Source organism: Sphingobacterium psychroaquaticum (assembly GCF_004421025.1).
Lineage (GTDB): Bacteria > Bacteroidota > Bacteroidia > Sphingobacteriales > Sphingobacteriaceae > Sphingobacterium > Sphingobacterium psychroaquaticum.
In genome coordinates, this window is the sequence record NZ_CP038029.1 from 3641390 (window position 1) to 3666686 (window position 25297).

The 25297-nt window shown below is 40.3% G+C and carries 23 protein-coding genes; 12 read left to right on the top strand and 11 right to left on the bottom strand.

What is annotated here, in order from left to right:
- Window positions 1-8: 8 nt before the first annotated feature.
- The 4 genes from E2P86_RS15080 to floA form a co-directional block, all read right to left on the bottom strand.
- On the bottom strand, window positions 9-593 hold the full coding sequence (locus tag E2P86_RS15080; protein WP_240775518.1) for a Maf family nucleotide pyrophosphatase: 585 nt from the start codon (window positions 591-593) through the stop codon (window positions 9-11).
- 1 nt (window position 594) lies between these two features.
- On the bottom strand, window positions 595-1113 hold the full coding sequence (locus E2P86_RS15085) for a KdsC family phosphatase (protein ID WP_134433654.1): 519 nt from the start codon (window positions 1111-1113) through the stop codon (window positions 595-597).
- Window positions 1114-1485: 372 nt separating this feature from the next.
- Entirely contained in the window at window positions 1486-2796 is a 1311-nt protein-coding gene (locus E2P86_RS15090) for a DUF3472 domain-containing protein (protein ID WP_240775519.1), read from the bottom strand.
- A gap of 108 nt (window positions 2797-2904) precedes the next feature.
- Window positions 2905-3888, bottom strand: coding sequence for a flotillin-like protein FloA (gene floA, locus E2P86_RS15095; protein WP_085474408.1), 984 nt, complete (start codon window positions 3886-3888; stop codon window positions 2905-2907).
- Window positions 3889-4003: 115 nt separating this feature from the next.
- Between floA and E2P86_RS15100 the strand changes: the two genes are divergently transcribed.
- From E2P86_RS15100 to E2P86_RS15135, 8 genes are all read left to right on the top strand, one after another.
- Window positions 4004-4588 (top strand): DUF1016 N-terminal domain-containing protein, encoded by a 585-nt coding sequence (locus E2P86_RS15100; protein ID WP_134433655.1) that lies wholly within the window; start codon window positions 4004-4006, stop codon window positions 4586-4588.
- A gap of 420 nt (window positions 4589-5008) precedes the next feature.
- Window positions 5009-8452, top strand: a complete 3444-nt coding sequence (locus E2P86_RS15105; RefSeq protein ID WP_134433656.1) for a hybrid sensor histidine kinase/response regulator — start codon at window positions 5009-5011, stop codon at window positions 8450-8452.
- Entirely contained in the window at window positions 8440-9270 is an 831-nt protein-coding gene (locus tag E2P86_RS15110; RefSeq protein ID WP_085474411.1) for a CheR family methyltransferase, read from the top strand. Before E2P86_RS15105 ends, E2P86_RS15110 begins: the two co-directional genes overlap by 13 nt.
- Window positions 9270-9836, top strand: a complete 567-nt coding sequence (locus E2P86_RS15115) for a chemotaxis protein CheB (protein WP_085474412.1) — start codon at window positions 9270-9272, stop codon at window positions 9834-9836. The genes E2P86_RS15110 and E2P86_RS15115 overlap by 1 nt, the downstream gene beginning before the upstream one ends.
- Before the next feature lie 7 nt (window positions 9837-9843).
- Window positions 9844-11463 (top strand): response regulator, encoded by a 1620-nt coding sequence (locus tag E2P86_RS15120; RefSeq protein ID WP_085474413.1) that lies wholly within the window; start codon window positions 9844-9846, stop codon window positions 11461-11463.
- A gap of 44 nt (window positions 11464-11507) precedes the next feature.
- On the top strand, window positions 11508-12041 hold the full coding sequence (locus E2P86_RS15125; protein WP_085474414.1) for a plastocyanin/azurin family copper-binding protein: 534 nt from the start codon (window positions 11508-11510) through the stop codon (window positions 12039-12041).
- 122 nt (window positions 12042-12163) lie between these two features.
- The gene (gene lpdA, locus E2P86_RS15130) at window positions 12164-13570 is read left to right on the top strand and encodes a dihydrolipoyl dehydrogenase (protein WP_085474415.1); all 1407 of its coding nucleotides are present in this window, start codon (window positions 12164-12166) and stop codon (window positions 13568-13570) included.
- Between the two features lie 53 nt (window positions 13571-13623).
- A complete protein-coding gene (locus E2P86_RS15135; protein ID WP_085474416.1) occupies window positions 13624-14022 on the top strand; it encodes an acyl-CoA thioesterase in 399 nt (132 codons plus the stop codon).
- A 5-nt stretch (window positions 14023-14027) separates the two neighbouring features.
- On the opposite strand, the gene E2P86_RS15140 is transcribed toward E2P86_RS15135, so the two are convergent.
- Window positions 14028-14318, bottom strand: a complete 291-nt coding sequence (locus E2P86_RS15140) for a DUF3817 domain-containing protein (protein ID WP_240775520.1) — start codon at window positions 14316-14318, stop codon at window positions 14028-14030.
- Between the two features lie 320 nt (window positions 14319-14638).
- Between E2P86_RS15140 and lpdA (E2P86_RS15145) the strand changes: the two genes are divergently transcribed.
- Window positions 14639-16027 (top strand): dihydrolipoyl dehydrogenase, encoded by a 1389-nt coding sequence (gene lpdA / locus E2P86_RS15145; RefSeq protein ID WP_085474418.1) that lies wholly within the window; start codon window positions 14639-14641, stop codon window positions 16025-16027.
- A gap of 62 nt (window positions 16028-16089) precedes the next feature.
- Here the strand turns inward: lpdA (E2P86_RS15145) and E2P86_RS15150 are convergent, their stop codons facing one another.
- The 5 genes from E2P86_RS15150 to E2P86_RS15170 are packed head-to-tail and all read right to left on the bottom strand — an operon-like array spanning window position 16090 to window position 20333.
- Window positions 16090-17094, bottom strand: coding sequence for a LacI family DNA-binding transcriptional regulator (locus E2P86_RS15150; protein WP_085474419.1), 1005 nt, complete (start codon window positions 17092-17094; stop codon window positions 16090-16092).
- A 35-nt stretch (window positions 17095-17129) separates the two neighbouring features.
- Window positions 17130-18647 (bottom strand): S41 family peptidase, encoded by a 1518-nt coding sequence (locus E2P86_RS15155; RefSeq protein ID WP_085474420.1) that lies wholly within the window; start codon window positions 18645-18647, stop codon window positions 17130-17132.
- An 8-nt stretch (window positions 18648-18655) separates the two neighbouring features.
- Window positions 18656-19201, bottom strand: a complete 546-nt coding sequence (locus E2P86_RS15160) for a hypothetical protein (RefSeq protein WP_085474421.1) — start codon at window positions 19199-19201, stop codon at window positions 18656-18658.
- A 9-nt stretch (window positions 19202-19210) separates the two neighbouring features.
- Window positions 19211-19678 (bottom strand): hypothetical protein, encoded by a 468-nt coding sequence (locus E2P86_RS15165; RefSeq protein WP_134433658.1) that lies wholly within the window; start codon window positions 19676-19678, stop codon window positions 19211-19213.
- A gap of 1 nt (window position 19679) precedes the next feature.
- Entirely contained in the window at window positions 19680-20333 is a 654-nt protein-coding gene (locus E2P86_RS15170; protein ID WP_085474423.1) for an ABC transporter ATP-binding protein, read from the bottom strand.
- Between the two features lie 153 nt (window positions 20334-20486).
- On the opposite strand from E2P86_RS15170, the gene sucC reads away from it, so the two are divergent.
- Window positions 20487-21680 (top strand): ADP-forming succinate--CoA ligase subunit beta, encoded by a 1194-nt coding sequence (sucC, locus tag E2P86_RS15175; protein ID WP_085474424.1) that lies wholly within the window; start codon window positions 20487-20489, stop codon window positions 21678-21680.
- Window positions 21681-21833: 153 nt separating this feature from the next.
- The gene (gene asnS / locus E2P86_RS15180) at window positions 21834-23279 is read left to right on the top strand and encodes an asparagine--tRNA ligase (RefSeq protein WP_085474425.1); all 1446 of its coding nucleotides are present in this window, start codon (window positions 21834-21836) and stop codon (window positions 23277-23279) included.
- 58 nt (window positions 23280-23337) lie between these two features.
- Here the strand turns inward: asnS and ahcY are convergent, their stop codons facing one another.
- Window positions 23338-24654, bottom strand: coding sequence for an adenosylhomocysteinase (ahcY, locus tag E2P86_RS15185; protein ID WP_085474426.1), 1317 nt, complete (start codon window positions 24652-24654; stop codon window positions 23338-23340).
- Window positions 24655-24872: 218 nt separating this feature from the next.
- Between ahcY and E2P86_RS15190 the strand changes: the two genes are divergently transcribed.
- Window positions 24873-25283, top strand: a complete 411-nt coding sequence (locus E2P86_RS15190) for a BrxA/BrxB family bacilliredoxin (protein WP_085474427.1) — start codon at window positions 24873-24875, stop codon at window positions 25281-25283.
- Window positions 25284-25297: the final 14 nt, after the last annotated feature.

Genomic DNA, 25297 nt, shown 5'->3' on the forward strand with positions numbered 1-25297 from the left:
CTTTCTTGTTATACTATTTTTTTCAGTTCTTTATACAGCCGCGCTGTTGGCAAACCTACCACATTTTCAAAAGCTCCAATAATCTTTTCCACACCGACCAATCCAATCCATTCTTGAATACCATACGCCCCGGCCTTATCCATGGGTTTAAAATTTTCCACATAATAGCCTATTTCAGCCAAATCGAGCGCTGCAAAAGTAACCGTTGTCGTTTCCACAAAAGACTGTTTCTCTCCCTTATACAAAATACCTACAGCCGTCATCACCTGATGCGTTTTCCCTTGTAAAGCAGTCAACATCGCCATCGCTTCCGCATCAGCACCTGGTTTATTTAAAATCACCCCATCATTGACCACAATCGTATCCGCCGTAATCACAAGAGCCGATTCAAATTCCCCCCCTACAAAGCCCGCTAATTTATTCATGGCAATGTGCGTCACGATGTCCTCCGGCGACAAAGTCACATCAAAGGCCTCATCGGTTTCCTTTACAATAACTTCGAAAGAGACACCCATCTTTGCTAAAAGTTCCTTTCGGCGGGGCGACTGTGACCCTAACACGATCCGTATATTTTTCAATCTATCTAGCAGCATGTTATATACTTTTTACCGTTATATCTTCACCCCATTTCCCTTGTAATTTCAGGATTTTCTCTAAAATATCACGCACGCACCCTTCTCCTCCCTTTCGCGGTGAAATATAAGCCGAAATTTGTTTAATTTCTTCAACGGCGTCATGAGGACAAGCTGCAATGCCGACCTTTTGCATACAGGCTAAATCTGGTATATCATCTCCAACGAAAACAACGTCGGACAAAGAAAAGCCATATTCTGTTATCTTCTTCAACATCAGCTCCTCTTTGTCGGATATCCCCCAGAAAATTTCTGTAACTCCCAGTCCTTGCAAACGGCGTAAAACTCCCTGCGAATTTCCGCCCGTAATGACAGCAATAAATAATCCTCTTTTAATAGCCAACTGAATAGCATAGCCATCCTTAATAGAAAATGTGCGTAACTGTTCCCCCTGTTCCGTAACCTGTACCGTACCATCCGTCAGCACACCATCAACATCAAGAAAAACAGCTTTAACACGTGAAAAGTCTTTCAAAATCATATTCAAACTTAGATAAATTCAAGAAGTCTTACAAGTTCGGCAAACCTACACGCACAAAAAGAAAACACGCAACAATACATATATTTATTGATTAACAATACATCGTTGATTCAAAAAAGACATAGAATTATCAAGAAAAGACAGTGCATCAAAAAAATGTCAGAAAGTAGTTGTTTTCACAACTAAGCCTAAAAAAGGTTTGCAAATACAATTATTTGCCTTATCTTTGTGGTGTAATTAGGGAATAGAGCTGCAAACAACAGCAGATTCCAATATTACGAATTAAAATTGTCTTTTCATAATTTAGGTTTATAATTGGTTAGTAGCAAACCCTGGCGCCCATCGTCAGGGTTTTGTTTTTGAAACAACCTTCTACTGCACCGGTAAATCTGACACTGCTACAGTAGGCTTATTCTTAGAAGACTCGCGCACAAACATGCTACCTATAGCTGTACGTTCACCAAAGAAACCGCAGTTTTTAAGATAAAATACGCCTGCTTTCAAACCTCCTTGATAATCTAATCGATATCCTTTTCTTGCTGTCGCATCCGCGGTGAATCGTGCCTGTTTGCAGTCATGCCATTCTCCATCAATATCTCTGGCCCATTGGTTATTAAAACTGACCTCACGTGTGATATAACCTTGCGACGGACTGAAGTTTTCTAAGAATGAATGAAATCCTTTTAAATAGGTGTGTGTGGCTGGGCGTAAAAATTGTGCAATCAAACGCCAATGCCCTTCTTCTGCGGCAAAAAACCAAGCTGTAAATTCAGTCATGTTATTTTCAACCGGTCGGCCACGTAACATAAACTTATACGTATTACCTGCCTTCCAATTGTACTTCAAGAACGATTGTCCACCGGATCCTTCATTACCAAATTCTCCTGTATACACATCCTTTCCTTTCTTGGTCATCACAATCTTTTGCTCATCCGGAATAGCTTTTGGATCATCAGTATGAAAAGGACTCCACACAGAAAATAAAATACGACGCTCTTGTGCACTGTTCACCTGCATCCCAAAGTAACCTTGTGAAAAACCATTCGCCATAAAATAAGAGCCAATAACATCTGAACCGACAGGCACCGTTACTTCATTGTAGTAGTACTCGACGTCTTTTGATGTAGGTACCTGGTAACCTAAATGCACAGATGGTCCTCGTCGTCCCCAATAGAAGTAATTATCATCATTGCTCGCGACATAAGAACTGGTCTTCATAAGATCACTTTCTCCACGTATCTGATAGGCACGAATAGCAGGAATCTCCCCCGATAAGCTTTTTACACGGATAGCAACATACCCGCTATCTTTCACTGTAAACGTACCAACTTCGACCGTACTATTAGATGTAGAAACAGCAATCGTACGTTTCTCTCCTTCAATATCAAAGACCAACTTCCCGGCCTTTTCAACGGCTCCGAGTTCTGCCCCTACGACAAACTTACCCGCTTTTCCAAAGCGTATATAAGTGGTAAAGGTACTGCTACTTTTTCCGCCAATAATACCATCCGTGCGGTGCAACGTATTAGTCTCTTGTGGGGATTGCCATGTATTCCCGGAAACGGGAATATGAATAGTCGCTTGATTGACGTTTTTCTGTGCTCGAACCGGATTCAAAAAAGCCATAAACAGCACTAAAAGCATCAAGCTTTGCATCTGTGGTTTCATAGATTTGATTAACATAAATATTGTTTTATACCCTTAATTTTAGGCATAAAAAAGCAGTAAAAACAAAAAACCGATTGACCCTAAAAGAATCAATCGGTTGTGTATTTTAAATATTACTAAATATTAGCTTTTGTCTTTACCAGCACCGCCTGGTTTAGAGATCGAAGATCTCATATCCGTATCCGCTTGAATATTTTGCATCTTATAGTAGTCCATTACACCCAGATTGCCATTTCTAAAAGCCTCAGCCATCGCCAATGGGACCTGTGCTTCAGCCTCGATTACCTTCGCTTTGGCATCCTGTGCTTTCGCTTTCATCTCTTGTTCGGTAGCAACAGCCATTGCTCGACGTTCCTCTGCTCTAGCATTCGCAACTTTAAGATCGGCTTCCGCTTGATCTGTCTGCAACTTAGCGCCCACGTTTTCACCGATATCAATATCTGCAATATCAATAGACAGAATCTCAAAGGCTGTCCCAGAGTCCAATCCCTTCGAAAGCACAGTTTTCGAAATACGATCCGGATTCTCTAATACTTCCTTGTGGTTGGTGGACGAACCGATCGTCGTTACAATCCCTTCGCCAACACGTGCCAAGATTGTTTCTTCTCCCGCACCACCGACTAATTGGTTTATATTGGCGCGCACCGTTACACGAGCTTTCGCAATCAACTGAATACCATCTTTCGCTACTGCAGCCACGGGCGGCGTATTAATTACCTGTGGATTTACAGATAACTGAACGGCATCGAATACATCACGACCAGCTAGATCAATTGCGGTAGCTAATTTAAAATCTAAGGGGATATTTGCTTTATCTGCCGATATCAACGCCTTAATTACTTTATTTACATTACCGCCTGCGAGATAATGTGTTTCGATTTCGTTACTTGTTATACGTAAACCGGCTTTCGTAGAGGTAATCATCGCATTGGTCACCAAGGATGGTGGCACTTTCCGAAGCCGCATTAAAACAAGGTTCAAAAGACTAATCTTTACATTTGACAGTTGTGCTGTAAACCAGAGGTTCACCGGTAATAAGTACAATAAAAAGAAAAAAGCGATAACGCTACCAATAATAATTAAGATTAAGCTAATTCCTGGTTCCATAGAATATTATTTCATTAATTTCCTTAAAGATATTGTTTTCTTTCATAAAAGAGATAGAAGTGGACGATTATTTTGTATCTTAATCAAGAAAACCAAATAGCCTTAAGTTAAGCGCATGACAAATAGATTCGTCGAAGATATAGATACAATACTCCGTTCAGCACGCATGAAAGCCCTCCAAGAGATTAATAGTCTTATGTTGACTTGTATTTGGGAAATTGGAAAGCAAATTTCGGCAGAGAAAAAACACCAAAACCTCGATAATGAGTGTGCTGCGATGGAGAAAATTGCCTTAACATTAACACCGATACAGGATCTATTGTTAAACCCGGAAAATCTGAGGCTGTACAGCAGATTCTATACGTTATTCCCGGTGTTCCAACGTATCTCCTTGGCCTTATCTTGGGCACATTACCTCGTGCTGATGGAAATAACAGATGATCTAGCTCGTGCATTCTACCTCAAACAAGCCGAAAAAGAGAACTGGGATGTGTCGACCTTGGAGACACGCATTAATCAGTCACTGTTTGAAAAATTTGTAAAAAGTATCGATAAAACGGAGTTCCTACAAAACCTCCCGAAAACAAATTACGCTGTTATTAAAGCACAGCCAAAGCTTGATACACATCAGCTTGCTTTCCTTCGTTTTGAGGATATGAGTACAGATGGACCGGCACACACACAAATCTCATCCACTTAGCTCTTATGGGATTAAACTATTTAGCTCCTCTTAAAGACACGAATTAAGCACTTAGCTATTTGTCGTTAAACAATAAATTTTATTTTCATTAGCTATATGTACATATAAATAAATTAATAGTTATTTTTGCATCCGAAAACAAATTTTAGTTATGGCAAAATAAAGCCCTTTCTATTGAACATCTATCTTGAAAAGCTTCGATATCGTGTTACAGTTCTCTTTTTGAACAACGACTAAAGCAAAAAGGCACTGTAATTGCATACAGCAATAAGCATTCTTGATACTACTTTATAGCAACCTATACCTATTCTCCATGGCGAAAAAAGCATGAGTTAGGTAGGATTATTTTTTAACAGATGCCTTTTCGCGCTGAAGAGTGTATTTTATAGTATGATTTTATTTTTGCAGTAAACAGATAAGATGAGAAAAGAGACTATCCAACGATGGAATATTTTTATAAGTATTTTAGTTGCTTATTTAATAGTACTCAGTATTGTGATCTATTTTTTCAACAACCTGGTTCATCGGGTAGAAGAAATTAGAGATGTTACGGAAAAAACCCAAATAAAGATCAGTGCTCTTGACGGGCTAAACCAAAGTTTCCAACATGCAATGGAACAAAAGAGCACCTACTTTTTTGTAACGGGAAAACTTCCTTACGACTCCTTATCAAATATTGGCCATATCATGGATGGCACTTTTATGCTTCTCAAAAAAAGCCTAGCAGACAACCATACGATCTTACCAAAAATCAATAAATTAGATAAAGATCTACAACGGTTTCTATCGACCGATAGTCTCTCCGCGATCAACAACAAGCCTACCGTGGAGAAAATGGGTATTCTCAGTAAGGAGCATGATGTTATCAATCGTGAAATAATTGAAGTTCGAAAATTACTCGTTCAAAACAAATCAGTCGTTACCAAAGCTATTTTTGAGAAAATTGACAACCTCAAGAAAACAGGGTATGTATTAGTGACCTTGCCTTTTCTATTTATTCTGTTTATTTTTTATCGAATTCTACAAATATTTAAAGAGTTAAGCCTTCGTTCCAAACAAACGCATTTACTAAATAAAGAATTACAGGAAACTCGAGTAGATATTGAGAACTCGAATTGGATCCTCCAAGAATCGAGTAAACTTAATGAAGCGCTCAACGGAGTGGATAATGAGGATCAGATTGCAAAAATTAGTTTTAACACGGTTCTACAGTCATTGGATTTTTACGCCGGAACCATATATATTAGAAAATCTGACTCCCATGAATACCATCTTAAGCAGCAAATAGGAATAGACAAATCACATCAGCCTATTCGTCAATTCGTCGACAACGAAGGACTTCTTGGTCATGTTACAGAACAGCAGGAAATCAAGGTGATTGCTGCTAATAATGAACAAAACTTTACATCTTCCACCTCTTTAACGAAAGATGCAATTAAGGATATAATCCTTGTGCCGTTGGTTTACGAGCACCATACCTTTGGCTTAATAGAAATCGGTGGGGACTTTGCCGACCAATCCACTTTAGCGAGAACACTCAAATATTTGTTACGCATTTCTAGAACAATCGCGGTATCCATAAAGTTTGGGCAAAGCAGAACATTGGTCGAAAACCTGTTAGAGGAAACGCAACAGCAGACAGAGGAACTGGAAGCACAACAAGAGGAATTACGAATTACAAATGAAGAACTGATCTACAAGACGAACCTGTTGGAAGCTTCCGAAGAAGAGTTACGCGTTCAGCAAGAAGAGCTTCAACAATCAAATACAGAACTTGAAGATAAAGCCAAACAACTGGAGGTGCGCAATGAGGAACTCAATGTTACACAGCGTATCGTCGAAGAAAAGATCAATGAAGTAGAATTGGCGAGTAAGTATAAGTCTGAATTTATGGCGAATATGAGTCATGAACTCCGCACACCGCTCAACAGTATCCTGATCTTGGCCAAGTTGCTGCAAGATAACAAAACATTAAACCCTGAACAGATCAAATATGCTTCCGTCATCCACAGTGCAGGTAGCGACTTGCTTCAGTTGATCAATGAATTATTAGATTTAGCAAAGATCGAATCCGGCAAAGTAGAATTAAACTTTGAAAAGGTAAATATTAAAGACTTTGTAAACAACTTGGATAGTCTGTTCCAAGAGAATGCGAGGGAGAAAGAAATCGATTTTACCATCAATGTTTCTGACCAGGTGCCGGCATCTTTCATTACCGATGAATACCGCTTGGAACAAGTGGTAAAAAACTTCATCTCCAATGCGTTCAAATTCACCGATAAAAAAGGCAAAATCGAATTCAATATCAACGCCGATGACGAGCATCTGCGCTTTATTGTTAAAGATAATGGAAAAGGCATATCTGCTGAAAAACAAGACTTGATCTTTGAAGCTTTTCATCAAGAGGATGGTTCCACAAGTAGAAAGTATGGAGGCACGGGTCTTGGTCTTTCTATAAGCCGAGAAATAGCGAGTTTGCTAGGTGGTCGCATCACCTTAGATAGCACCTTGGGTGAGGGAAGTACTTTTACACTCATTATTCCACATTCGCAGTCTCCTGAAATAAGTGATAGCTCGAATGTTGAAGCTATGGATCAGCGAGTACATCATCCACGCCCTGTTACCTATAGCACCGTCGCAGAGAAAACCCCGGCACCTAATGACCAGAAAAGAGGAGATAATAAAACCCTCCTTATCGTAGAGGACGACAATAATTTTGCTGATATATTAAAGAATTTTGCTGAGGAGTATGGCTTTAATGTGATGCTTGCGCATGATGGAGCTGAGGCGATAGAAAAAGCAAAAGCACACCGGCCACACGCGGTAATTCTCGACGTCATGCTGCCTATATCTGATGGATGGGAAGTTTTACGAACGTTGAAAGGTTCCCCGGAAACAAAACACATCCCTGTACATATGATGTCGGGTGCAAATTTCAACCAACGCGATTTTATAGAAAGTGGCGCCATCGGCTTCTTATCCAAACCGATGACCGAGGAATCTTTAAAAAAGGCGTTTGAAAATATAAACCTCAATATCAGAGAAGGGATTAAAAAGGTATTGTTAATTGAAGATCAGGAGTTTCAAAGTCAGATCATAAAATCAGCCTTTGCCGAAAAGGACATCAATGTTATTCAAGCTTTCTCTGCACAAACAGCGATGCACAAGCTCGATGAGGAAGATAATATAGACTGCATTATCTTGGACATAAAACTTCCTGATGCGAACGGTTTCGACCTACTGGATGAAATCAAGGCACTTCCGAAGTATCAAGAAACCCCTATCATTATCAATACCGCGTCCGAGCTGACCAAAGAACAGCTGAATCACGTACATCAGCATACCAAGGCTATGATTGTTAAATCAAGCAAGAGCAATAATCGATTAATTGATGAGGTTAATCTTTTTCTGAACAAAATCAGCTCAGAAAACTACTCTCCTGTTCGCAACATGGCAAAACTTGACACCATCAGTAAGCACAAAGACAGCTTAAGTGGTAAGCGAGTTTTGATTGCTGACGATGATATGCGTAACGTTTTTGCATTAACAACCGTACTGCAAGCATACGACATGGAAATTGAGATTGCGAACAATGGTTTAGAGGCCCTTGAAATTGTAAATAACAACCCAGAGCTGATCGACATTATCCTCATGGATATCATGATGCCAGAAATGGATGGTTATGAAGCGATCAGTAAAATTCGTGAAAATCCAGATAATGGAAAATTACCTATTATTGCGGTCACAGCAAAAGCCATGAAAGGAGATCGTGAGAAATCCATCCAGATGGGGGCTAATGATTATATAAGTAAGCCTATTGACATCGATAAGTTAGTATCATTAATGCGCGTATGGTTAAGTTAACAACGTCCTTAATAAGTTTTGCGGAACTTGAAGAAATCGTAGTACTCCTACAAAATGCTTCAGGTTTTGATTTTTCCGGGTACAGCAAGTCCTCTTTAAAAAGAAGGATACAACGTATCATGGATCTGGAACGGATGGATGTTGTAGATCTTAAAAATGCGATTATTAATGTCGAATCTTTTCAAGGTTTCCTAATCAATGAGATAACGGTTAATGTAACGGAAATGTTCCGTGATCCCAAATACTATGCGACGCTTGTTTCAGAGGTCTTCCCTTACTTGGAAACCTATCCTCGACTTAAATTCTGGAGTGCTGGCTGCTCCACAGGAGAAGAAGTTTACTCACTCGCTATCTTACTCGAAGAGTACGGTCTTTATAACCGCAGCTTTATCTATGGCACAGATATCAATAGTGTCGTCCTAGAGACCGCACGGAAAGCGATATATCCATTAAAAAAAATAAAAACATATTCCGAAAACTATATCGCCAGCGGCGCTAAAAATAGCTTATCAGATTATTACACGGCACGCTACGATGCGGCGATTATCAATGCTGATATCCGAAAGAACATCCTGTTCTCACAACACAACTTAGTGAGCGATTACACGTTCAACGAGTTTCAATTCATCTCCTGCAGAAATGTACTTATATACTTTGATCTAGAGCTTCAGAAAAAGGTATTTGACCTTTTCTATGAATCGCTCAGTGAATTTGGTTTCTTATGTCTTGGTTCAAAAGAAAGACTCGTAAATCATGACATTATTTCTAAATTTAAAGTCATAAATAAAGAATTCAACATATACCAAAAGATTAAATAATGCCTAAAGCAGATCAAATTATATTGATTGGTGGCAGTGCGGGGTCTTACAATCTGATTGTTGACATTATCGAAGCACTACCGCTGGTTTTTAAACCAGCTATAGTCGTTATTATTCATCGCAACCCAAAGTACAGTACGCGCATTGAAGAACTCCTATCCAACAGGCTTAATCGCACTATTTTGCAAGCAACAGATAAGGAAGCGATTCTATCCAACACGATTTATTTTGCTGGCCCAGGCTATCATTTACTGGTGGAGCCAGATCACACATTTTCGTTAGATCTTTCTGATTTCATCCAGTTTTCGCGCCCCTCGATCGATGTCTTGTTCGAGTCGGCCGCGGATTCGTATGGCAAAGAGTGTGTTGGATTTCTTCTCTCCGGTGCGAATAAGGATGGTACAAATGGTCTTTTACACATCCAATATCAAGGTGGTAAAGTATATGTGCAATCACCCGATGAAGCCTTAATAGCTACCATGCCGGAAAGTGCAATCGATGTAAATAAGGAAGCAACGGTATACAACAACCAAGAAATATTATCTTATTTTAGCAGATTAAAATAATTGCGATATGAAAAATGTCAATCTCCTTGTGCTGGATGACAAAGAGGAAAACATCATCAGTCTATCAGCTCTTCTTTCTCAGATAGATCACATCAATATCATTAGTTCAACCGACCCCAATGAGGCACTTAAGATCTGTTGGAAAAACGATATTTCGATCGCATTGGTCGATGTACAGATGCCGGAAATAAACGGTTTCGAATTTGTTTCATTGCTCAAGTCTAATCCAAAGACCAGCCATATTACGGCCATTATGGTAACCGCCATTTCCAAAGAGGATAAATATCTCCTTAAAGGACTAGAAAGTGGAGCTGTAGATTATTTATACAAACCTTTAAACCCGGAGATAACCATAGCAAAGGTCACCTCTTTTGTGAAGCAGATACATATCCAGGAAGAAATCAAGCAAAAAAATATTGCACTCGAAGAGTCCAAGAAGCAACTAATTATTGCAAAAGAAGAAGCCGAAGAAGCACGTAAATCCAAAGAGATTTTTCTCGCGAATATGAGTCATGAAATACGAACACCAATAAATGGTATCATGGGAATTATTCATATCCTTAAAGAGTCTAATCTTGACGAACAACAACGTGATTGGTTAAACCGGCTGGACAATGTTTCGGACTCCCTTTTATTGATCGTGAATGACATTTTGGATATCTCCAAAATCGATTCTGGGATGATGAAAATAGAGCAGGAAAGCTTCTCCATAAAACAAAAGTTACTCGACATCAATGATCTTTTTAAGATCAAGGCTGAGGACAAAAAACTGAGTTTTGAAGTAGAGGTTGATCCGAAACTACCGGATCATATTAAAAGTGACCCCCTTCGGTTACAACAAATCATTTTCAATTTTATATCGAACAGTCTCAAATTCACGGAAACTGGAAAAATAACCCTCCGTGTAGATGTGGTGGACCAGCGCGATAATAAACATCGCATAAAATTTACAGTGAAGGATACGGGCATCGGAATCAAAGAAGAAGCCCTGCAAAAGATCTTCCTTGCTTTCGAACAAGGAGACGACGGAATTACCAAGAAATTTGGCGGTACCGGTTTGGGATTAGCCATTGTAAAACGACTGGCTCATCTCTTAGGCGGACAAGTTACCGCGAAAAGTGTCTTTGGAGAGGGCTCAGAATTTTCGTTTGAAGCCGATTTTGATAATGGCGAAGAATTAACAACAGCCAAGCAAATCGACAAACAGATTATGCTCAAGCTCGACAATTTTTCAGGCAAAAAGGTGTTGGTCGCTGAAGACAATGATCTGAATAGCTTTATGCTGGTCCATATGCTAGAATCTTGGGGCTGTGCAGTAGATACCGTTAAAAACGGAAAGCAAGCTGTCGAATATACAACCCGGAATAACTATGACCTGATCATGATGGACACACATATGCCGATCATGTCTGGTTTTGAAGCTATTCGTGAAATTCGCAACCACCCGGAAACCAGCAAACGTTCAACACCGATCATTACCATTTCGGCATCGGTACTAGAACATGAACAAGCTGCCGCCTACGAAGCAGGTGCCGATGCGGTGGTTGGTAAACCATTTAACCCGACGGATTTACATGCTAAAATAACGGAGCTGATTTACAATAACAAAGTGACTTCCATATTATAAAAATATTAGTAGCTTTGCTTCAAGCACACATATTTAAAGCATATATGAAAAGATTATTTGTATTACCTGCGGTAGCGCTTGCACTATCGTTGGCAGCTTGTGGCGGCAATGAAAACAAATCAACCTCTACCGCAACTGAAGAAAACAAAACAGAAGAAGTAAGCACGGCAACAGAAACTGTTCCGGGAATTGAAAATGTTGAGTTATCGAACACGCTTTCTATTGAAGGAAATGATCAAATGAAATTCAACAAAGAGTTATTCCGTGTTAAAGCAGGAGAACCTGTTGAATTGACATTGAAAAATGTGGGAACGTTACCAAAAGAATCCATGGGACATAACTTAGTAATCCTTAACCCAGGTGTTGATATTGCCACATTTGGTGGTGAAGCAACAAGTGCGGCGGATAGCGAATATATCCCTAAGACTTCGTTGTCTTCCATCGCTGCGCACACCAAACTTTTGGGTCCTGGCGAAGAAGATAAAATTTCTTTTACACTAGAGAAAGGTGTTTATACCTTTATCTGTAGTTTCCCTGGCCATTTTGGTATGATGCAAGGAAAAATCGTTGCTGAATAATCAGAATTAACAAAACTATACGCAAAAGCACGCCCTATTTGAGCGTGCTTTTGTTGTATAAAAACCAACCTTATCTAAGTTTTATTAATTAACTTTGAGGACGAAACATTAAAGATATTTTTATGCAATACGACGTAATCGTAATAGGAAGCGGTCCTGGAGGCTACGTAGGCGCTATCCGTTGTGCTCAACTAGGATTAAAAACGGCTGTTATTGAGAAATATAGCACTTTTGGTGGTACCTGTCTAAATGTTGGCTGTATCCCGTCAAAAGCACTATTAGATACTTCAGAGCATTTTCATAATGCCGCTCATAACTTCGAAACTCATGGTATCGCTTTGAGTAACCTGAAGATTGATGTAAAGAAAATGATCGCCCGCAAGGACGATGTAATTGCGCAGAACACTGCGGGTATTACATACCTGTTCAAAAAGAATAAAATCGACTCTTACGAAGGTGTAGGATCGTTCATCGATAAAAACACCATCAAGGTTACCAAAAAAGATGGGACAACCGAAGAATTGAAAGCTAAGAATGTAATTATTGCAACAGGTTCTAAACCGACGGCTTTACCTTTCTTACCTATCGACAAGAAACGCATCATTACTTCGACGGAGGCTTTAAACTTAACAGAAGTTCCGAAACACCTTATCGTTATCGGTGGTGGTGTGATTGGTTTGGAATTGGGATCGGTATACGCACGTTTGGGCGCTAAAGTATCGGTTGTAGAATTTGCTAAATCAATTATCGGCACGATGGACGGTGGATTAGGTAAAGAACTTCAACGTGTCCTTAAGAAATCTTTAGGCATGGAGTTTCTTATGGGCCACAAAGTAACAGGCGCTACTGCAAAAGGCAAAACAGTGACGGTTACGGCAGAAGATTCAAAAGGTCAGTTGGTATCTATTGAAGGTGACTACTGTATTGTTGCGGTTGGTAGAACGGCTTACACCGAAGGTTTAGGTCTAGAAAACATCGGTATCAAAACGGAAGAAAGAGGCAATAAGATCACGGTTAATGAACACTTAGAAACTTCTGTTGAAGGCGTATACGCTATTGGTGATGTGGTTAAAGGTGCTATGCTTGCGCATAAAGCGGAAGACGAAGGAACTTATGTTGCGGAAAGAATTGTGGGTCAGAAACCACATATCGACTACAACCTTATTCCAGGTGTGGTTTATACATGGCCTGAAGTGGCATCTGTTGGACAAACCGAAGAGCAATTGAAAGAGTCTGGTGTGAAATATAAATCAGGATCATTCTCCTTTAAAGCATCTGGCCGCGCTAAAGCGTCTGGCGATACAGATGGTTTCATCAAGGTGCTTGCTGATGCGACAACGGATGAGATCTTAGGTGTTCACATGATTGGCCCACGTGCTGCCGATATGATTGCAGAGGCAGTGGTTGCTATGGAATTCCGCGCTTCAGCTGAAGATATCGGTCGTATTTGTCATGCGCATCCAACGTTTACGGAAGCATTTAAAGAAGCAGCTCTCGCTGCAACAGCAAACAGATCAATACACGCATAACATAGAAAAGGCAAGATTTATTCTTGCCTTTTTCATATACCTTATACTTAACTATGAATTTCTATACCAGAAAATGGATTAAGCCCGAAGATCTGAATCCCAATGGCACCTTATTCGGTGGTACACTGCTACGTTGGATTGATGAAGAGGCGGTTATTTATGCGATTGTTCAACTGGGCAATCCTTTTGTTGTGACAAAATATATCTCGGAGATCAACTTTGTGAGTTCCGCCAAACAAGGAGATATTATTGAAATGGGAATCGAGGCGGTAACCTTTGGGACAACCTCCCTGACTATGCGCTGCGAAGTGCGAAACAAAATTACAAGAAAGACAATTCTGTCTATCGATAAGTTAGTTTTCGTAAACCTTGATGAAGACGGAAACCCGACACCGCACAACAAAACAGAAATTACATACGCCTATATAGGCATTGAAAAAACAAACAAATAGTCGCTTTATTTTTTAGCGACTATTTGCTTTTTAAGGTCTTTTTCTACCCAAAAAGACACGATAGGAATCAATGATACTACAAAGTAGGTAGCAACACGCTTGAGCGTCCACTTGTATTCGCTCCAACACATGATGAGTAGGATTACAAATAAGACGACTAGGAATCCGTGTATAGACCCAGCGACTTTCACCGCTTCGGGTACACCAGCAAAATACTTTAAAGGCATTGCTACTAAAAACAACACAACCGTGGAGATCGCTTCCCAAAGCGCTACTTGTTGAAAAATTCTTAACATTGTTCGAAAAATTAGTATCCACAAACATACATTCTTAAAAACTATTCCGTGCACCGAAAACATCTATTTACCAAGCATTGACAGTGGATTCTATTTTTTGGTCAGATTCTTATCAAAACAAGTCAATATCCAAAAAATCGGTTGCCATATACTTAAAAAAATATGTATTTTTGGATGTTTATAGTTGAAGTAGACACTTCAATTAAAACGCTTTGCACAGGAGCCTACGCTATCTAGTAGCGTAGATAAGACAAGAATCGGGTAAAACAATATGGATCCGCAAGCTGGCGGACAACCTTAAAAAAACAAATAACAAAGATATGAATTACGACATCATAGTAATTGGTAGTGGTCCAGGCGGATATGTTGCAGCAATCAGAGCTGCACAGCTAGGTTTCAAAACAGCCGTTATTGAGCGTGAAGCCTTAGGTGGTATCTGTTTAAACTGGGGCTGTATCCCTACCAAAGCACTTCTAAAAAGTGCACAGGTATTTGAATATTTGAACCATGCTGAAGAATACGGTATCAAGGTTCAAGGAGGGGAAGCAGATTTCTCTGCCATCGTTAAAAGAAGTCGTGGTGTTGCAGATGGCATGAGTAAAGGTATCCAGTTCTTGATGAAGAAGAATAAAATCGACGTCATCATGGGTACGGCTAAAATCAAAAAAGGTGGTAAGATTGAAGTGAAGGCTGCCGATGGCTCTGTAAAAGAATATACTGCTAAACATACAATTCTTGCAACAGGAGCACGTTCGCGTGAACTACCTAACCTACCTCAAGACGGTAAAAAAATTATTGGCTACCGTCAAGCGATGAACTTACCACAACAACCTAAATCGATGGTTGTCGTTGGATCGGGCGCTATTGGTGTTGAGTTCGCATATTTCTACAATGCGATTGGAACACAAGTGACAATCGTTGAGTTTATGGATCGTATAGTCCCTGTAGAAGATGAAGAAGTTTCTAAGCAGTTAGAAAAATCATTGAAAAAAGCAGGTATCAATATCTTAACGAAATCAGAAGTTCAGTCCGTAGATACAAGTGGGGCTTTAAGCAAAGTATCTATTAAAACAGCTAAAGGTATCGAAACGTTAGAAGCTGAGATTGTTCTTTCTGCTGTTGGTATTGCACCAAACATCGAGAACATCGGCTTAGAAGAAGTTGGTGTTAAGACGGACAAAGGACGTGTTTTAGTTGACGATTTCTACAAAACTAATATTGAAGGCGTTTACGCAATTGGAGATATCGTAAAAGGACAAGCGTTGGCACACGTTGCTTCCGCTGAAGCGATCACATGTGTGGAGAAAATCAAAGGTCTTCACGTGGATCCAATTGATTATAATAACATCCCAGGATGTACATACTGTTCACCAGAGATTGCTTCTGTAGGTTACACAGAGAAAGCAGCTAAGGAAGCAGGCTATGAAGTTAAAGTTGGTAAATTCCCGTTCTCTGCATCCGGAAAAGCTTCCGCAGCAGGTGCGAAAGATGGCTTTGTAAAATTAGTTTTCGATGCTAAATACGGTGAGTTACTAGGTGCACACATGATTGGTGCTAACGTTACGGAAATGATCGCTGAAATTGTTGTTGCTAGAAAACTAGAAACAACAGGTCATGAGCTTATCAAATCGGTACACCCACACCCAACCATGAGTGAGGCGATTATGGAAGCAGCAGCAGATGCTTACGGTGAAGTGATCCACTTGTAAGACAAAGGCATACATAAAAAAAGAGAGCAAATTGCTCTCTTTTTTTATGTATGCTATTCGTATTATTTCAATACCAATTTCGATTCAAAGACCACAGTCTCCGGCTTTACTTCTTCCTTATTCCCGATATTCGCAAATAATATTTCTGCCGCTTTTCTAGCTTGTTTATCTGGATACTGTTCAATACTTCCCATCGGTGGATTCTCCATATAATTCCATAATGGATAGTTCGCATAGCTAATGAAATAGATATCCTTTTTCTGTACAAGTCCTTTCTGCCGTGCGTATTTAATAACATCAAGTGTTACGAAATCATTGAACGAAACCACTGCAGAAGGACGTTCCGATAATACCAATAGCTTCTCCATGGCATCGACATTCCCTTCCTCCGTTAAGTCGGTATTCACGACATACTTATCGTCAAAAGCCAGATCATTTGCTTCCAATGCTTTCTTATAGGCCTCTACCCGTTCCGTTGATGCTAATAAATTCTCTGGTCCGTTAATCAACGCTATATTTTGGTGTCCGATCGAAGCAAACGCATGGATTGCCTCCCGCATACCAGAAGATAGATCACTATACACCTTGTTTACACCGTCGATATTAGGTACACAATCAAAAAATACAATCGGAATTTCAGACTCTTCCAATAAATCGATAAAAGAAAGATCTTCCGTATTCTTACCCAAAGACATTAAGATACCATCTACACGATGCTTCTTGAAAGTCTGGATAATCTGCAATTCACGTGCTGCATCATCATGCGACTGCCCCATGAGCACCGTATAATTCTGCGCACCTGCCACATTCTCAATTTCGCTAATAGCAGACGAAAAGAAAGGTTCTGATAAACTAGGCAGGATAACACCAATAGTAAATGTCTTCCGTTGCTTAAAGAAAATTGCCGTTTGATTTGGCTCATAATTCAATTCCTCTGCCACCTTTTTCACCCGCATTGTGGTCACCAACCCAATACTTGGGTGGTCATTCAGCGCCCGCGATACAGTAGATGGGGAAATTTTGAGCTTTTTAGCAATTTCTTTTATTGTAGCTGGCTTTTTCTTCATAATATAGATTTACACCTCCTTGTTCAAAGGTACATTTATTTTATCAATTTACCCTTTGGATACTTAAACATCCCCTGTAAGCCTCCCGTTTCTTGCAAACGATCGTTGGCATGTGGCTTCCGGATATTGGAAACGCCTAAGGCGGCTTGTGCTGTACGTTCTGCGGCAAAATTACCGTTCTTTACGTGAGCCAATGCCGCAGCAATCATCGGTTCTTCAGGATCTCCAAAGTCACGAAATTTGCTGTATTCCCAAACATGGTGCTGCGGTATCAATCCGTTGTAATAATTTCCTTCTTTATTTTTATTGAACGTCTTAAAAGAGGACACATATAGTTCTATATTTTTATCCAACACCTCGATGCCAAAAAATCCAACAGGTTTGCCGTATGTATTTTGTGCTACAGCTTCCTTCTTCTCATTCCGTACATACGTACCGATAATATGAACTTGCATGTAGGGTTTCAGCGAATTAATCAACAACTCGCTTGCCGACGCCGTAGACCGGGTCACCAAAAAATACACTTTCGGCAGATTAAGTTTCCCCTTTTTCGCAAACTTAACAGGACCAAATTCCTCCCCTTCAGCGGTCCATTCCCAATCTCTTGACAAAACCGTATTCATCTCATAATAGAGCATCTGCTGTTTATCCGCAGCTAAAGGAGCAATATGATCTGCCAAATACTCAGCCGTTAATACAGATCCTCCCCCGTTATAGCGTAAATCAACGATCAAATCGTTGATACCTTCCGCATCAAAACTATTAAATACATTTTCAAAGTCGGTATGCATTCGCGTAAAGACATTTTTCTCCATAATACTAACAAAGGAGCTAAATGCTAAATAACCGACTTTCTTACCTTCAAAGTTGATTACCCGGCTATCTAAAATAGGGTCGATATTATATTGGACATTAGCAATCTGCTTCTCTTCGATTACACCGGAAGGTTTACCAAATTTAATAAGCATCGTGCTTTCGTTTAGGTATCCATTGACCGTCTTAAAATTTTCTTTTAGTTGGGTCGGATAATCAATTTTCGTATTTCCATTAATACTCAAAATTCGATCACCGCGACGAACTCCGGCTATATAAGCTGGCGAATTCTTATCCACCATCCGTACATAAAGGTCGTCATCCAGATAAAAAACATACATACCGAAGCTTTTTGCTACCGCACCATATATTTCACCACTGATAACGCCCGCGCGATCCAAAAAACTGTAACGGTCAATCGGTTTCTTTGTATCAGGATCAATCGGTGTTAGGCCCAGCATCCATGCCAAGACCTCCTCACCGGTCTTATACGACTTCGTGTAGGACCGAATAACCTCTGATTTCAAAATATCATTGACGTTACGTGGTGGCATATAATCTTGCCACAACGAAAGAAGTTTTGTGTAGTAGAAAATTGTGTCTTTGATACTATCCTCTTTGACCAAGACCTCGATAGGCTCTTCAACGTCCGGATCAGCATCTTGTTTGGTTTCTTTTTTACAACTCGCCAGACCAATTAACAGTCCAAAGAACACCACGGTTGTCCATCCTTTTTTCATAACTTAGATTATACTTGTGCTTCTAATACATCCTCGGCACGAATTCCATACTCCTCTGCAATATAAGCAATAGGTTCAATACCTCGGAACAATAATTCATCTGTAAAGTATATTTTCAGTTGGCCACGTAGTTGATCAAGCTCCTGCCAGTCAATATGTTTTAGCTTATTCAGTTGCTCTACCGGATTGCCACGAGTCAATAAGGCAATATTCTTACCCGCCTCGAGCAATGTTCGAAACATCTCCTTCGAGTCTTCGGGTATATATAATCGCAAGGGTAGCTGCGCATTAGCTTTCAAGCGCTCAAAGTTCCCGACATAGCTTTCTCCCAGATTGAAGTGTGCCCTTGTCTTGGGCAGCACCGCAGCCTCTCCCTCCTCTTCATACCTAGCCTTCATAAAGTCGACCACCTCTTTTGCTATCGCTTGCCCTTCGGTAAATTCTACAAAATTCGCAAACAAATAGTAAACCTGTAGTAAGTAATCGCGCTTGGGAAATAAAATATCGTCCACCTCAAACAGGTAGAGGACTTTATCTAGTGGTATCGATTTCATAACGCAATATTAAACCACACACAACACAACCTCTTCACCGGAATCAGACACAATCCCTGCGCCTGAAAAGGATTCCTCCGCGACAGTCTCTCCGGTCCCGATATCGACTCCTGCATGTAATATACGCACCGGGAGCTCCTTCTCCGGCTTTTCAACTAGAAACGTATCCGCTAAGGATACTGGAATCAATAACTGCTGTCCGTATTCTTCAAATAAGACGCGTGCTTGTTGCACGATAGGAAGCTCCTCTTTCCCTAGAGGAAGGACATAGTCTATCGACTCATCCAAGCCTAGCTTTAAGAGCTCATGGACAAACGTTGGGTTCGCCAAGGGAGGAAGTTTCTGATAATTAAGTTTCTTTAACACCTCCGGAAAAGGTTCACTACTGGCAAAAATCACTTCGACCTGACCCTCCAACAATTTACCGAGGCGCTGTGCCAAAGGGACCGTGCCATGGGTTATTAAGATTCGCTTCATATTAAAATATTTTTCCGTCCCGCATATGGATTGTCCGATCAGAAATCCTTGCAAGCTCTTCATTGTGTGTTACGATAATAAATGTTTGATTCAACGAGTCGCGCAGCTCAAAAAACAACTGGTGCAATGAAGCCGCATTTTCAGAGTCTAAATTTCCTGACGGTTCATCGGCCAAGATCAACGAAGGATTATTCATTAGGGCGCGTGCTACCGAAACCCGCTGCTGCTCTCCTCCTGACATGGCGGTTGGTTTATGATCCGCACGTGCCTGCACACCGAGTCTTTCCAGCAACTCCATCCCGCGCTTCTCGGCTTCCTTTTTGGGGACACCATTAATAAAAGCAGGGATACATACGTTTTCCAACGCTGTAAACTCAGGCAGGAGATGATGAAACTGAAAGATAAAACCAATATGTTGATTTCGAAAAAGACTTAGCTTACGTTCATTCAGGTGATTAACATCAACATCATTGATAATAAGATGCCCTTGATCGGGGCGATCCAGCGTTCCGATTATATGAAGTAACGTACTTTTCCCTGCCCCAGAGGCGCCTACGATGGATACAATTTCTCCTCTTTCGACCTCCAGATCTACACCTTTCAAGATGGCTAGATTTCCGTAGGATTTATGTATGTTATTCGCGCTCAATATCATCTTACGAAGGTAATGAAAATGCAACAAAATAAGGGACTAGAATTGTGGTCGCTTATTCCAATAAGACAAACATCTATTGGAATCTACTTTTTTACCCAACATTTACTTGACCCTTCCATTTAAAAACCATATTTTTACCTCAAATTTTTTAAGATGAACATTCACGAATATCAAGCAAAAGAAATACTTAAAAGTTTTGGGGTAAGAGTTCAAGAGGGAGTTCTTGCAGAAACGCCAGATCAAGCTGTAGCAGCTGCACAAAAACTAAAGGAAGATTATAACTCGGACTGGGTTGTAGTTAAAGCGCAGATTCACGCTGGTGGCCGTGGAAAAGGTGGTGGTGTTAAATTAGCAAAAAACCACGATGAGGTTTTACAACGTGCAACAGATATTATCGGTATGCAGTTGGTTACGCCACAAACAGGTCCTGAAGGAAAAAAAGTAAACAAGGTATTGGTAGCACAGGATGTATACTACCCTGGAGAAAGTGATATCAAAGAGTTTTATGTATCGGTTTTATTAGATCGTGCTAAAGGTCGCAATATCATTATGTACTCTACAGAAGGTGGAATGGATATCGAGGAAGTAGCTGAAAAAACACCACACCTTATCTTTAAAGAAGAAATAGATCCTAAAGTAGGTTTACAAGGATTCCAAGCACGTAAGATTGCTTTCAACTTAGGTTTATCAGGTGCTGCTCATAAAGACATGGTGAAATTTATCGCTGCGCTTTACAAAGCATACGATACAATTGACGCAGCTTTATTCGAAATCAACCCGGTGTTAAAAACATCTGATGATAAAATTTTAGCAGTTGATGCGAAAGTAAACTTTGACGAGAACGCTATGTACCGTCACCCAGATTACTTAGCATTACGCGATACAGCGGAAGAAGATCCTACAGAAGTTGAAGCGGGTGAATCAAACCTGAACTATGTAAAACTTGACGGTAACGTAGGTTGTATGGTTAACGGTGCTGGTTTAGCGATGGCAACAATGGATATCATTAAGTTGGCTGGTGGTGAGCCTGCAAACTTCTTGGACGTTGGTGGTACAGCAAATGCTGAAACAGTGAAAGCTGGTTTCAATATTATCTTGAAAGACCCGAACGTAAAAGCGATCTTAATTAATATCTTCGGTGGTATTGTTCGTTGTGACCGTGTTGCTCAAGGTGTAATCGATGCTTACGAAGAAATTGGTAATATTCCAGTGCCAATCATCGTTCGCTTACAAGGTACAAATGCGGAAGAAGCGAAGAAATTGATCGATGAATCAGGATTAAAAGTATACTCTGCAATCTTGTTAAAAGAAGCTGCAGAATTGGTAACTAAAGTATTAAAAGGTTAATACGTTAAACCAAGCATAAATAAAGCCTGTACATCGATCATGTACAGGCTTTGTTCGTTAAAAATAATAACCTATTTTTGTGAACTCAATTTAAATCAACAGAGTTGTACGATACGGCGTAAGACGGCATCAGACCACTCTATTATATTACATATGGAACATACACGGATTAAAGAATTACTAGGATCGGACGAATTTGGCAAGGAAGTCATCGTTAAAGGTTGGGTTAGAACATTTCGCAACAACCAATTTATAGCTATTAATGACGGTTCTTCCATAAATAATATACAAGCTGTTGTAGACTTCGAAAACACAGAGGAAGCTTTACTGAAGCGTGTGACAACGGGAGCTGCCATTCGCGTGAAAGGTACACTGATTGAATCGCAAGGTAAAGGACAGCGTGTGGAAGTCAAGGTGAATGACTTGACGATCCTTGGCGATTCGGATCCAGAGAAATTTCCATTGCAACCCAAAAAACACAGCTTGGAGTTTCTACGTGAAATCGCACACTTGCGTTTCCGTACTGGAACCTTCAATGCCATATTTAAAGTGAGAAACGCCCTTTCTTTTGCCGTTCACAACTTCTTTAGAGAGCGTGAGTTTGTGTATATGCACACCCCAATCATCACTGGTTCGGACGCAGAAGGAGCAGGAGAAATGTTCCGCGTAACAACACTTGACCTGGACAATATTCCACGTACCGAAGAGGGTAAAATTGATTTCAAAGAAGACTTCTTTGGTAAATCGACGAACCTGACTGTATCGGGACAGTTGGAAGGGGAATTGGCGGCAATGGCTCTAGGTAACATTTATACCTTTGGCCCTACTTTCCGCGCTGAAAACTCCAACACGACGCGTCACTTGGCTGAATTTTGGATGATCGAACCGGAGATGGCTTTCTATGAACTGGAAGACAATATGGATCTGGCAGAGGATTTATTGAAATACGTCATCAAGTACGCTTTAGACACCTGTCCAGAAGAAATTGAGTTCTTAAAAAATAGACTTTTAGAGGAAGAGAAGTCGAAACCGCAGAATGAACGTTCAGAGTTTGATTTAGTTCAAAAATTAAACTTTGTTCTTGAAAACAGTTTCGAGCGTGTAACATATACAGATGCTATTGAAATCCTTAAGCGCAGTAAACCCAACCAAAAGAAACAGTTTAAATATCTGATCGAAGAATGGGGCGCTGATCTACAGTCGGAGCACGAGCGTTACTTGGTGGAGAAGCATTTCAAAAAACCGGTTATCTTAACGGACTACCCGCGTGAAATAAAATCATTCTACATGAAACAAAATGCCCCTGATGCAGAAGGTAGACATACCGTGCGTGCTATGGATATTTTGTTCCCAGGCATCGGTGAGATGGTCGGCGGTTCCCAACGTGAAGAAAACCTAGAAAAGCTCTTAACCAGAATGGCTGAAGTGGGAATTCCGGAAGAAGAAATGGATTGGTTCCTTGACACACGCCGCTTTGGTTCAGCTCCACACTCCGGTTTCGGCGTTGGTTTTGAACGATTGGTGTTGTTTACAACTGGAATGACGAACATTCGTGATGTTATCCCATTCCCTAGAACACCGAAAAACGCTGAGTTTTAAAGCATAAAAAAAGCCAAGATTTATAAATCTTGGCTTTTTTTATGCTTTACGTCCTGACCTAGTAGCGATATGCTTCTGGCTTGTAAGGACCTTCTACTGTTACACCGATATAAGATGCTTGCTCTTCTGTAAGGACTTCAAGCTCCACACCAATATGTGCCAAATGTAAGCGAGCAACCTTCTCATCCAAATGTTTAGGCAAAGTATATACTTGCTTTTCGTACTGATCGGTGTTCAACCATAGCTCCAATTGTGCTAATGTTTGATTCGTAAACGAATTCGACATCACAAAAGAAGGGTGTCCCGTTGCACAACCCAAGTTTACCAAACGACCTTCTGCCAACAAAATGATATCGTTACCATCGATCGTATATTTATCAACCTGCGGTTTAATCTCTACCTTAGTCGAACCATAGTTACCGTTTAACCAAGCCATATCAATTTCATTATCGAAGTGACCGATATTACAAACAACCGTTTTATCTTTCATGCTTTTGAAGTGTTCTCCACGCACGATATCTTTATTTCCAGTTGTTGTAACGATAATATTCGCCTCTTTTACCGCGTCAGCCATTTTCTTCACCTCAAATCCTTCCATAGCCGCTTGTAGCGCACAGATTGGGTCAATCTCTGTCACAATAACACGTACACCTGCTGAGCGTAAAGACTCTGCAGAACCTTTACCTACATCACCGTAACCTGCTACTACCGCAACTTTACCTGCTAACATTAAATCTGTAGCACGACGGATAGCATCCACTAAAGATTCGCGACAACCATATTTATTATCGAATTTTGATTTGGTTACCGAATCGTTCACGTTGATTGCTGGCAAATGTAAGGTACCGTTCTTCATACGCTCGTGTAAACGATGAACACCTGTCGTCGTTTCTTCAGAAAGACCTCGGATACCATCGATCAACGCCGGGTACTGATCAAAAACCATATTTGTTAAATCACCACCGTCATCTAAAATCATATTCAACGGTTGACGATCTTCACCAAAATAAAGCGTCTGCTCGATACACCAGTTGAATTCCTCTTCCGTTAACCCTTTCCACGCATACACAGGAATACCCGCTGCAGCTATTGCAGCCGCTGCATGATCTTGGGTAGAAAAAATATTACAGGAAGACCACGATACATCAGCTCCCAGTTCTACCAATGTTTCAATCAAAACAGCTGTTTGGATTGTCATGTGCAAACATCCCGCGATACGCGCCCCTTTAAGAGGTTTTGTTGCACCGAATTCTTTACGTAAGCTCATTAGTCCTGGCATTTCCGCCTCGGCAAGCTCTATTTCTTTTCTTCCCCATTCTGCTAAAGAGATATCTTTAACTTTATAAGGAACATACGTTGTTTCTACTGAAGACATATTATGTTTTTTTATGGATTACAAAAATAGCTGATAAACACCTCAATTCAAAGTTTTTCGTTGCTCTTTAACTGTAAATCTGACATTCAGTTGAGAGTGCCCTCTTGACGACGGCATAGAATAAAACTATATTTGTACCTAGCAAATGATAGCACCGAGCGAGGAGCCCATTTGTATGGTTTATTCAATCGTTATTAAGATTTTAATTTAGAAGAGATATGTATCCAGAATATTTAGTAGCCCCAATGCGTCAGGAACTTGTTGACGCGGGATTTCAAGAGTTGAAATCATCGGAAGAAGTAGACAGCGCCATTCCTTCAGAAGGTACTGTATTTGTTGTTGTGAACTCTGTTTGCGGATGTGCAGCAGCAAACGCACGCCCTGCAGCTAAATTTGCTGTTGAAAATGGCAAAAAACCAAATAAATTGGTTACTGTTTTTGCAGGTATGGAAAAAGATGCTGTTGATAAAGCACGTCAATATATGTTACCTTACCCTCCATCCTCTCCAGCAATGGCTTTATTTAAAGATGGCAAGTTGGTACATATGATTGAAAGACATATGATCGAAGGCCGTCCGGCACAAATGATCGCGGATAACCTTATCGCTGCATTTGACGAGTATTGTTAATCAATGTATTTTGA

What these genes read in the sequence shown, in the direction of transcription:
- E2P86_RS15085 (WP_134433654.1), bottom strand. Translation starts at nt 1,113, where the DNA reads ATGATTTTGAAAGACTTTTCACGTGTTAAAGCTGTTTTTCTTGATGTT.
- ahcY (WP_085474426.1), bottom strand. Translation starts at nt 24,654, where the DNA reads ATGTCTTCAGTAGAAACAACGTATGTTCCTTATAAAGTTAAAGATATC.
- E2P86_RS15165 (WP_134433658.1), bottom strand. Translation starts at nt 19,678, where the DNA reads ATGAAGCGAATCTTAATAACCCATGGCACGGTCCCTTTGGCACAGCGC.
- lpdA (WP_085474418.1), top strand. Translation starts at nt 14,639, where the DNA reads ATGAATTACGACATCATAGTAATTGGTAGTGGTCCAGGCGGATATGTT.
- E2P86_RS15170 (WP_085474423.1), bottom strand. Translation starts at nt 20,333, where the DNA reads ATGATATTGAGCGCGAATAACATACATAAATCCTACGGAAATCTAGCC.
- floA (WP_085474408.1), bottom strand. Translation starts at nt 3,888, where the DNA reads ATGGAACCAGGAATTAGCTTAATCTTAATTATTATTGGTAGCGTTATC.
- E2P86_RS15115 (WP_085474412.1), top strand. Translation starts at nt 9,270, where the DNA reads ATGCCTAAAGCAGATCAAATTATATTGATTGGTGGCAGTGCGGGGTCT.
- E2P86_RS15155 (WP_085474420.1), bottom strand. Translation starts at nt 18,647, where the DNA reads ATGAAAAAAGGATGGACAACCGTGGTGTTCTTTGGACTGTTAATTGGT.
- E2P86_RS15100 (WP_134433655.1), top strand. Translation starts at nt 4,004, where the DNA reads ATGACAAATAGATTCGTCGAAGATATAGATACAATACTCCGTTCAGCA.
- asnS (WP_085474425.1), top strand. Translation starts at nt 21,834, where the DNA reads ATGGAACATACACGGATTAAAGAATTACTAGGATCGGACGAATTTGGC.
- E2P86_RS15090 (WP_240775519.1), bottom strand. Translation starts at nt 2,796, where the DNA reads ATGTTAATCAAATCTATGAAACCACAGATGCAAAGCTTGATGCTTTTA.
- E2P86_RS15110 (WP_085474411.1), top strand. Translation starts at nt 8,440, where the DNA reads ATGGTTAAGTTAACAACGTCCTTAATAAGTTTTGCGGAACTTGAAGAA.
- E2P86_RS15140 (WP_240775520.1), bottom strand. Translation starts at nt 14,318, where the DNA reads ATGTTAAGAATTTTTCAACAAGTAGCGCTTTGGGAAGCGATCTCCACG.
- sucC (WP_085474424.1), top strand. Translation starts at nt 20,487, where the DNA reads ATGAACATTCACGAATATCAAGCAAAAGAAATACTTAAAAGTTTTGGG.
- E2P86_RS15120 (WP_085474413.1), top strand. Translation starts at nt 9,844, where the DNA reads ATGAAAAATGTCAATCTCCTTGTGCTGGATGACAAAGAGGAAAACATC.
- E2P86_RS15160 (WP_085474421.1), bottom strand. Translation starts at nt 19,201, where the DNA reads ATGAAATCGATACCACTAGATAAAGTCCTCTACCTGTTTGAGGTGGAC.
- E2P86_RS15125 (WP_085474414.1), top strand. Translation starts at nt 11,508, where the DNA reads ATGAAAAGATTATTTGTATTACCTGCGGTAGCGCTTGCACTATCGTTG.
- E2P86_RS15135 (WP_085474416.1), top strand. Translation starts at nt 13,624, where the DNA reads ATGAATTTCTATACCAGAAAATGGATTAAGCCCGAAGATCTGAATCCC.
- E2P86_RS15080 (WP_240775518.1), bottom strand. Translation starts at nt 593, where the DNA reads ATGCTGCTAGATAGATTGAAAAATATACGGATCGTGTTAGGGTCACAG.
- E2P86_RS15105 (WP_134433656.1), top strand. Translation starts at nt 5,009, where the DNA reads ATGAGAAAAGAGACTATCCAACGATGGAATATTTTTATAAGTATTTTA.
- E2P86_RS15150 (WP_085474419.1), bottom strand. Translation starts at nt 17,094, where the DNA reads ATGAAGAAAAAGCCAGCTACAATAAAAGAAATTGCTAAAAAGCTCAAA.
- lpdA (WP_085474415.1), top strand. Translation starts at nt 12,164, where the DNA reads ATGCAATACGACGTAATCGTAATAGGAAGCGGTCCTGGAGGCTACGTA.
- E2P86_RS15190 (WP_085474427.1), top strand. Translation starts at nt 24,873, where the DNA reads ATGTATCCAGAATATTTAGTAGCCCCAATGCGTCAGGAACTTGTTGAC.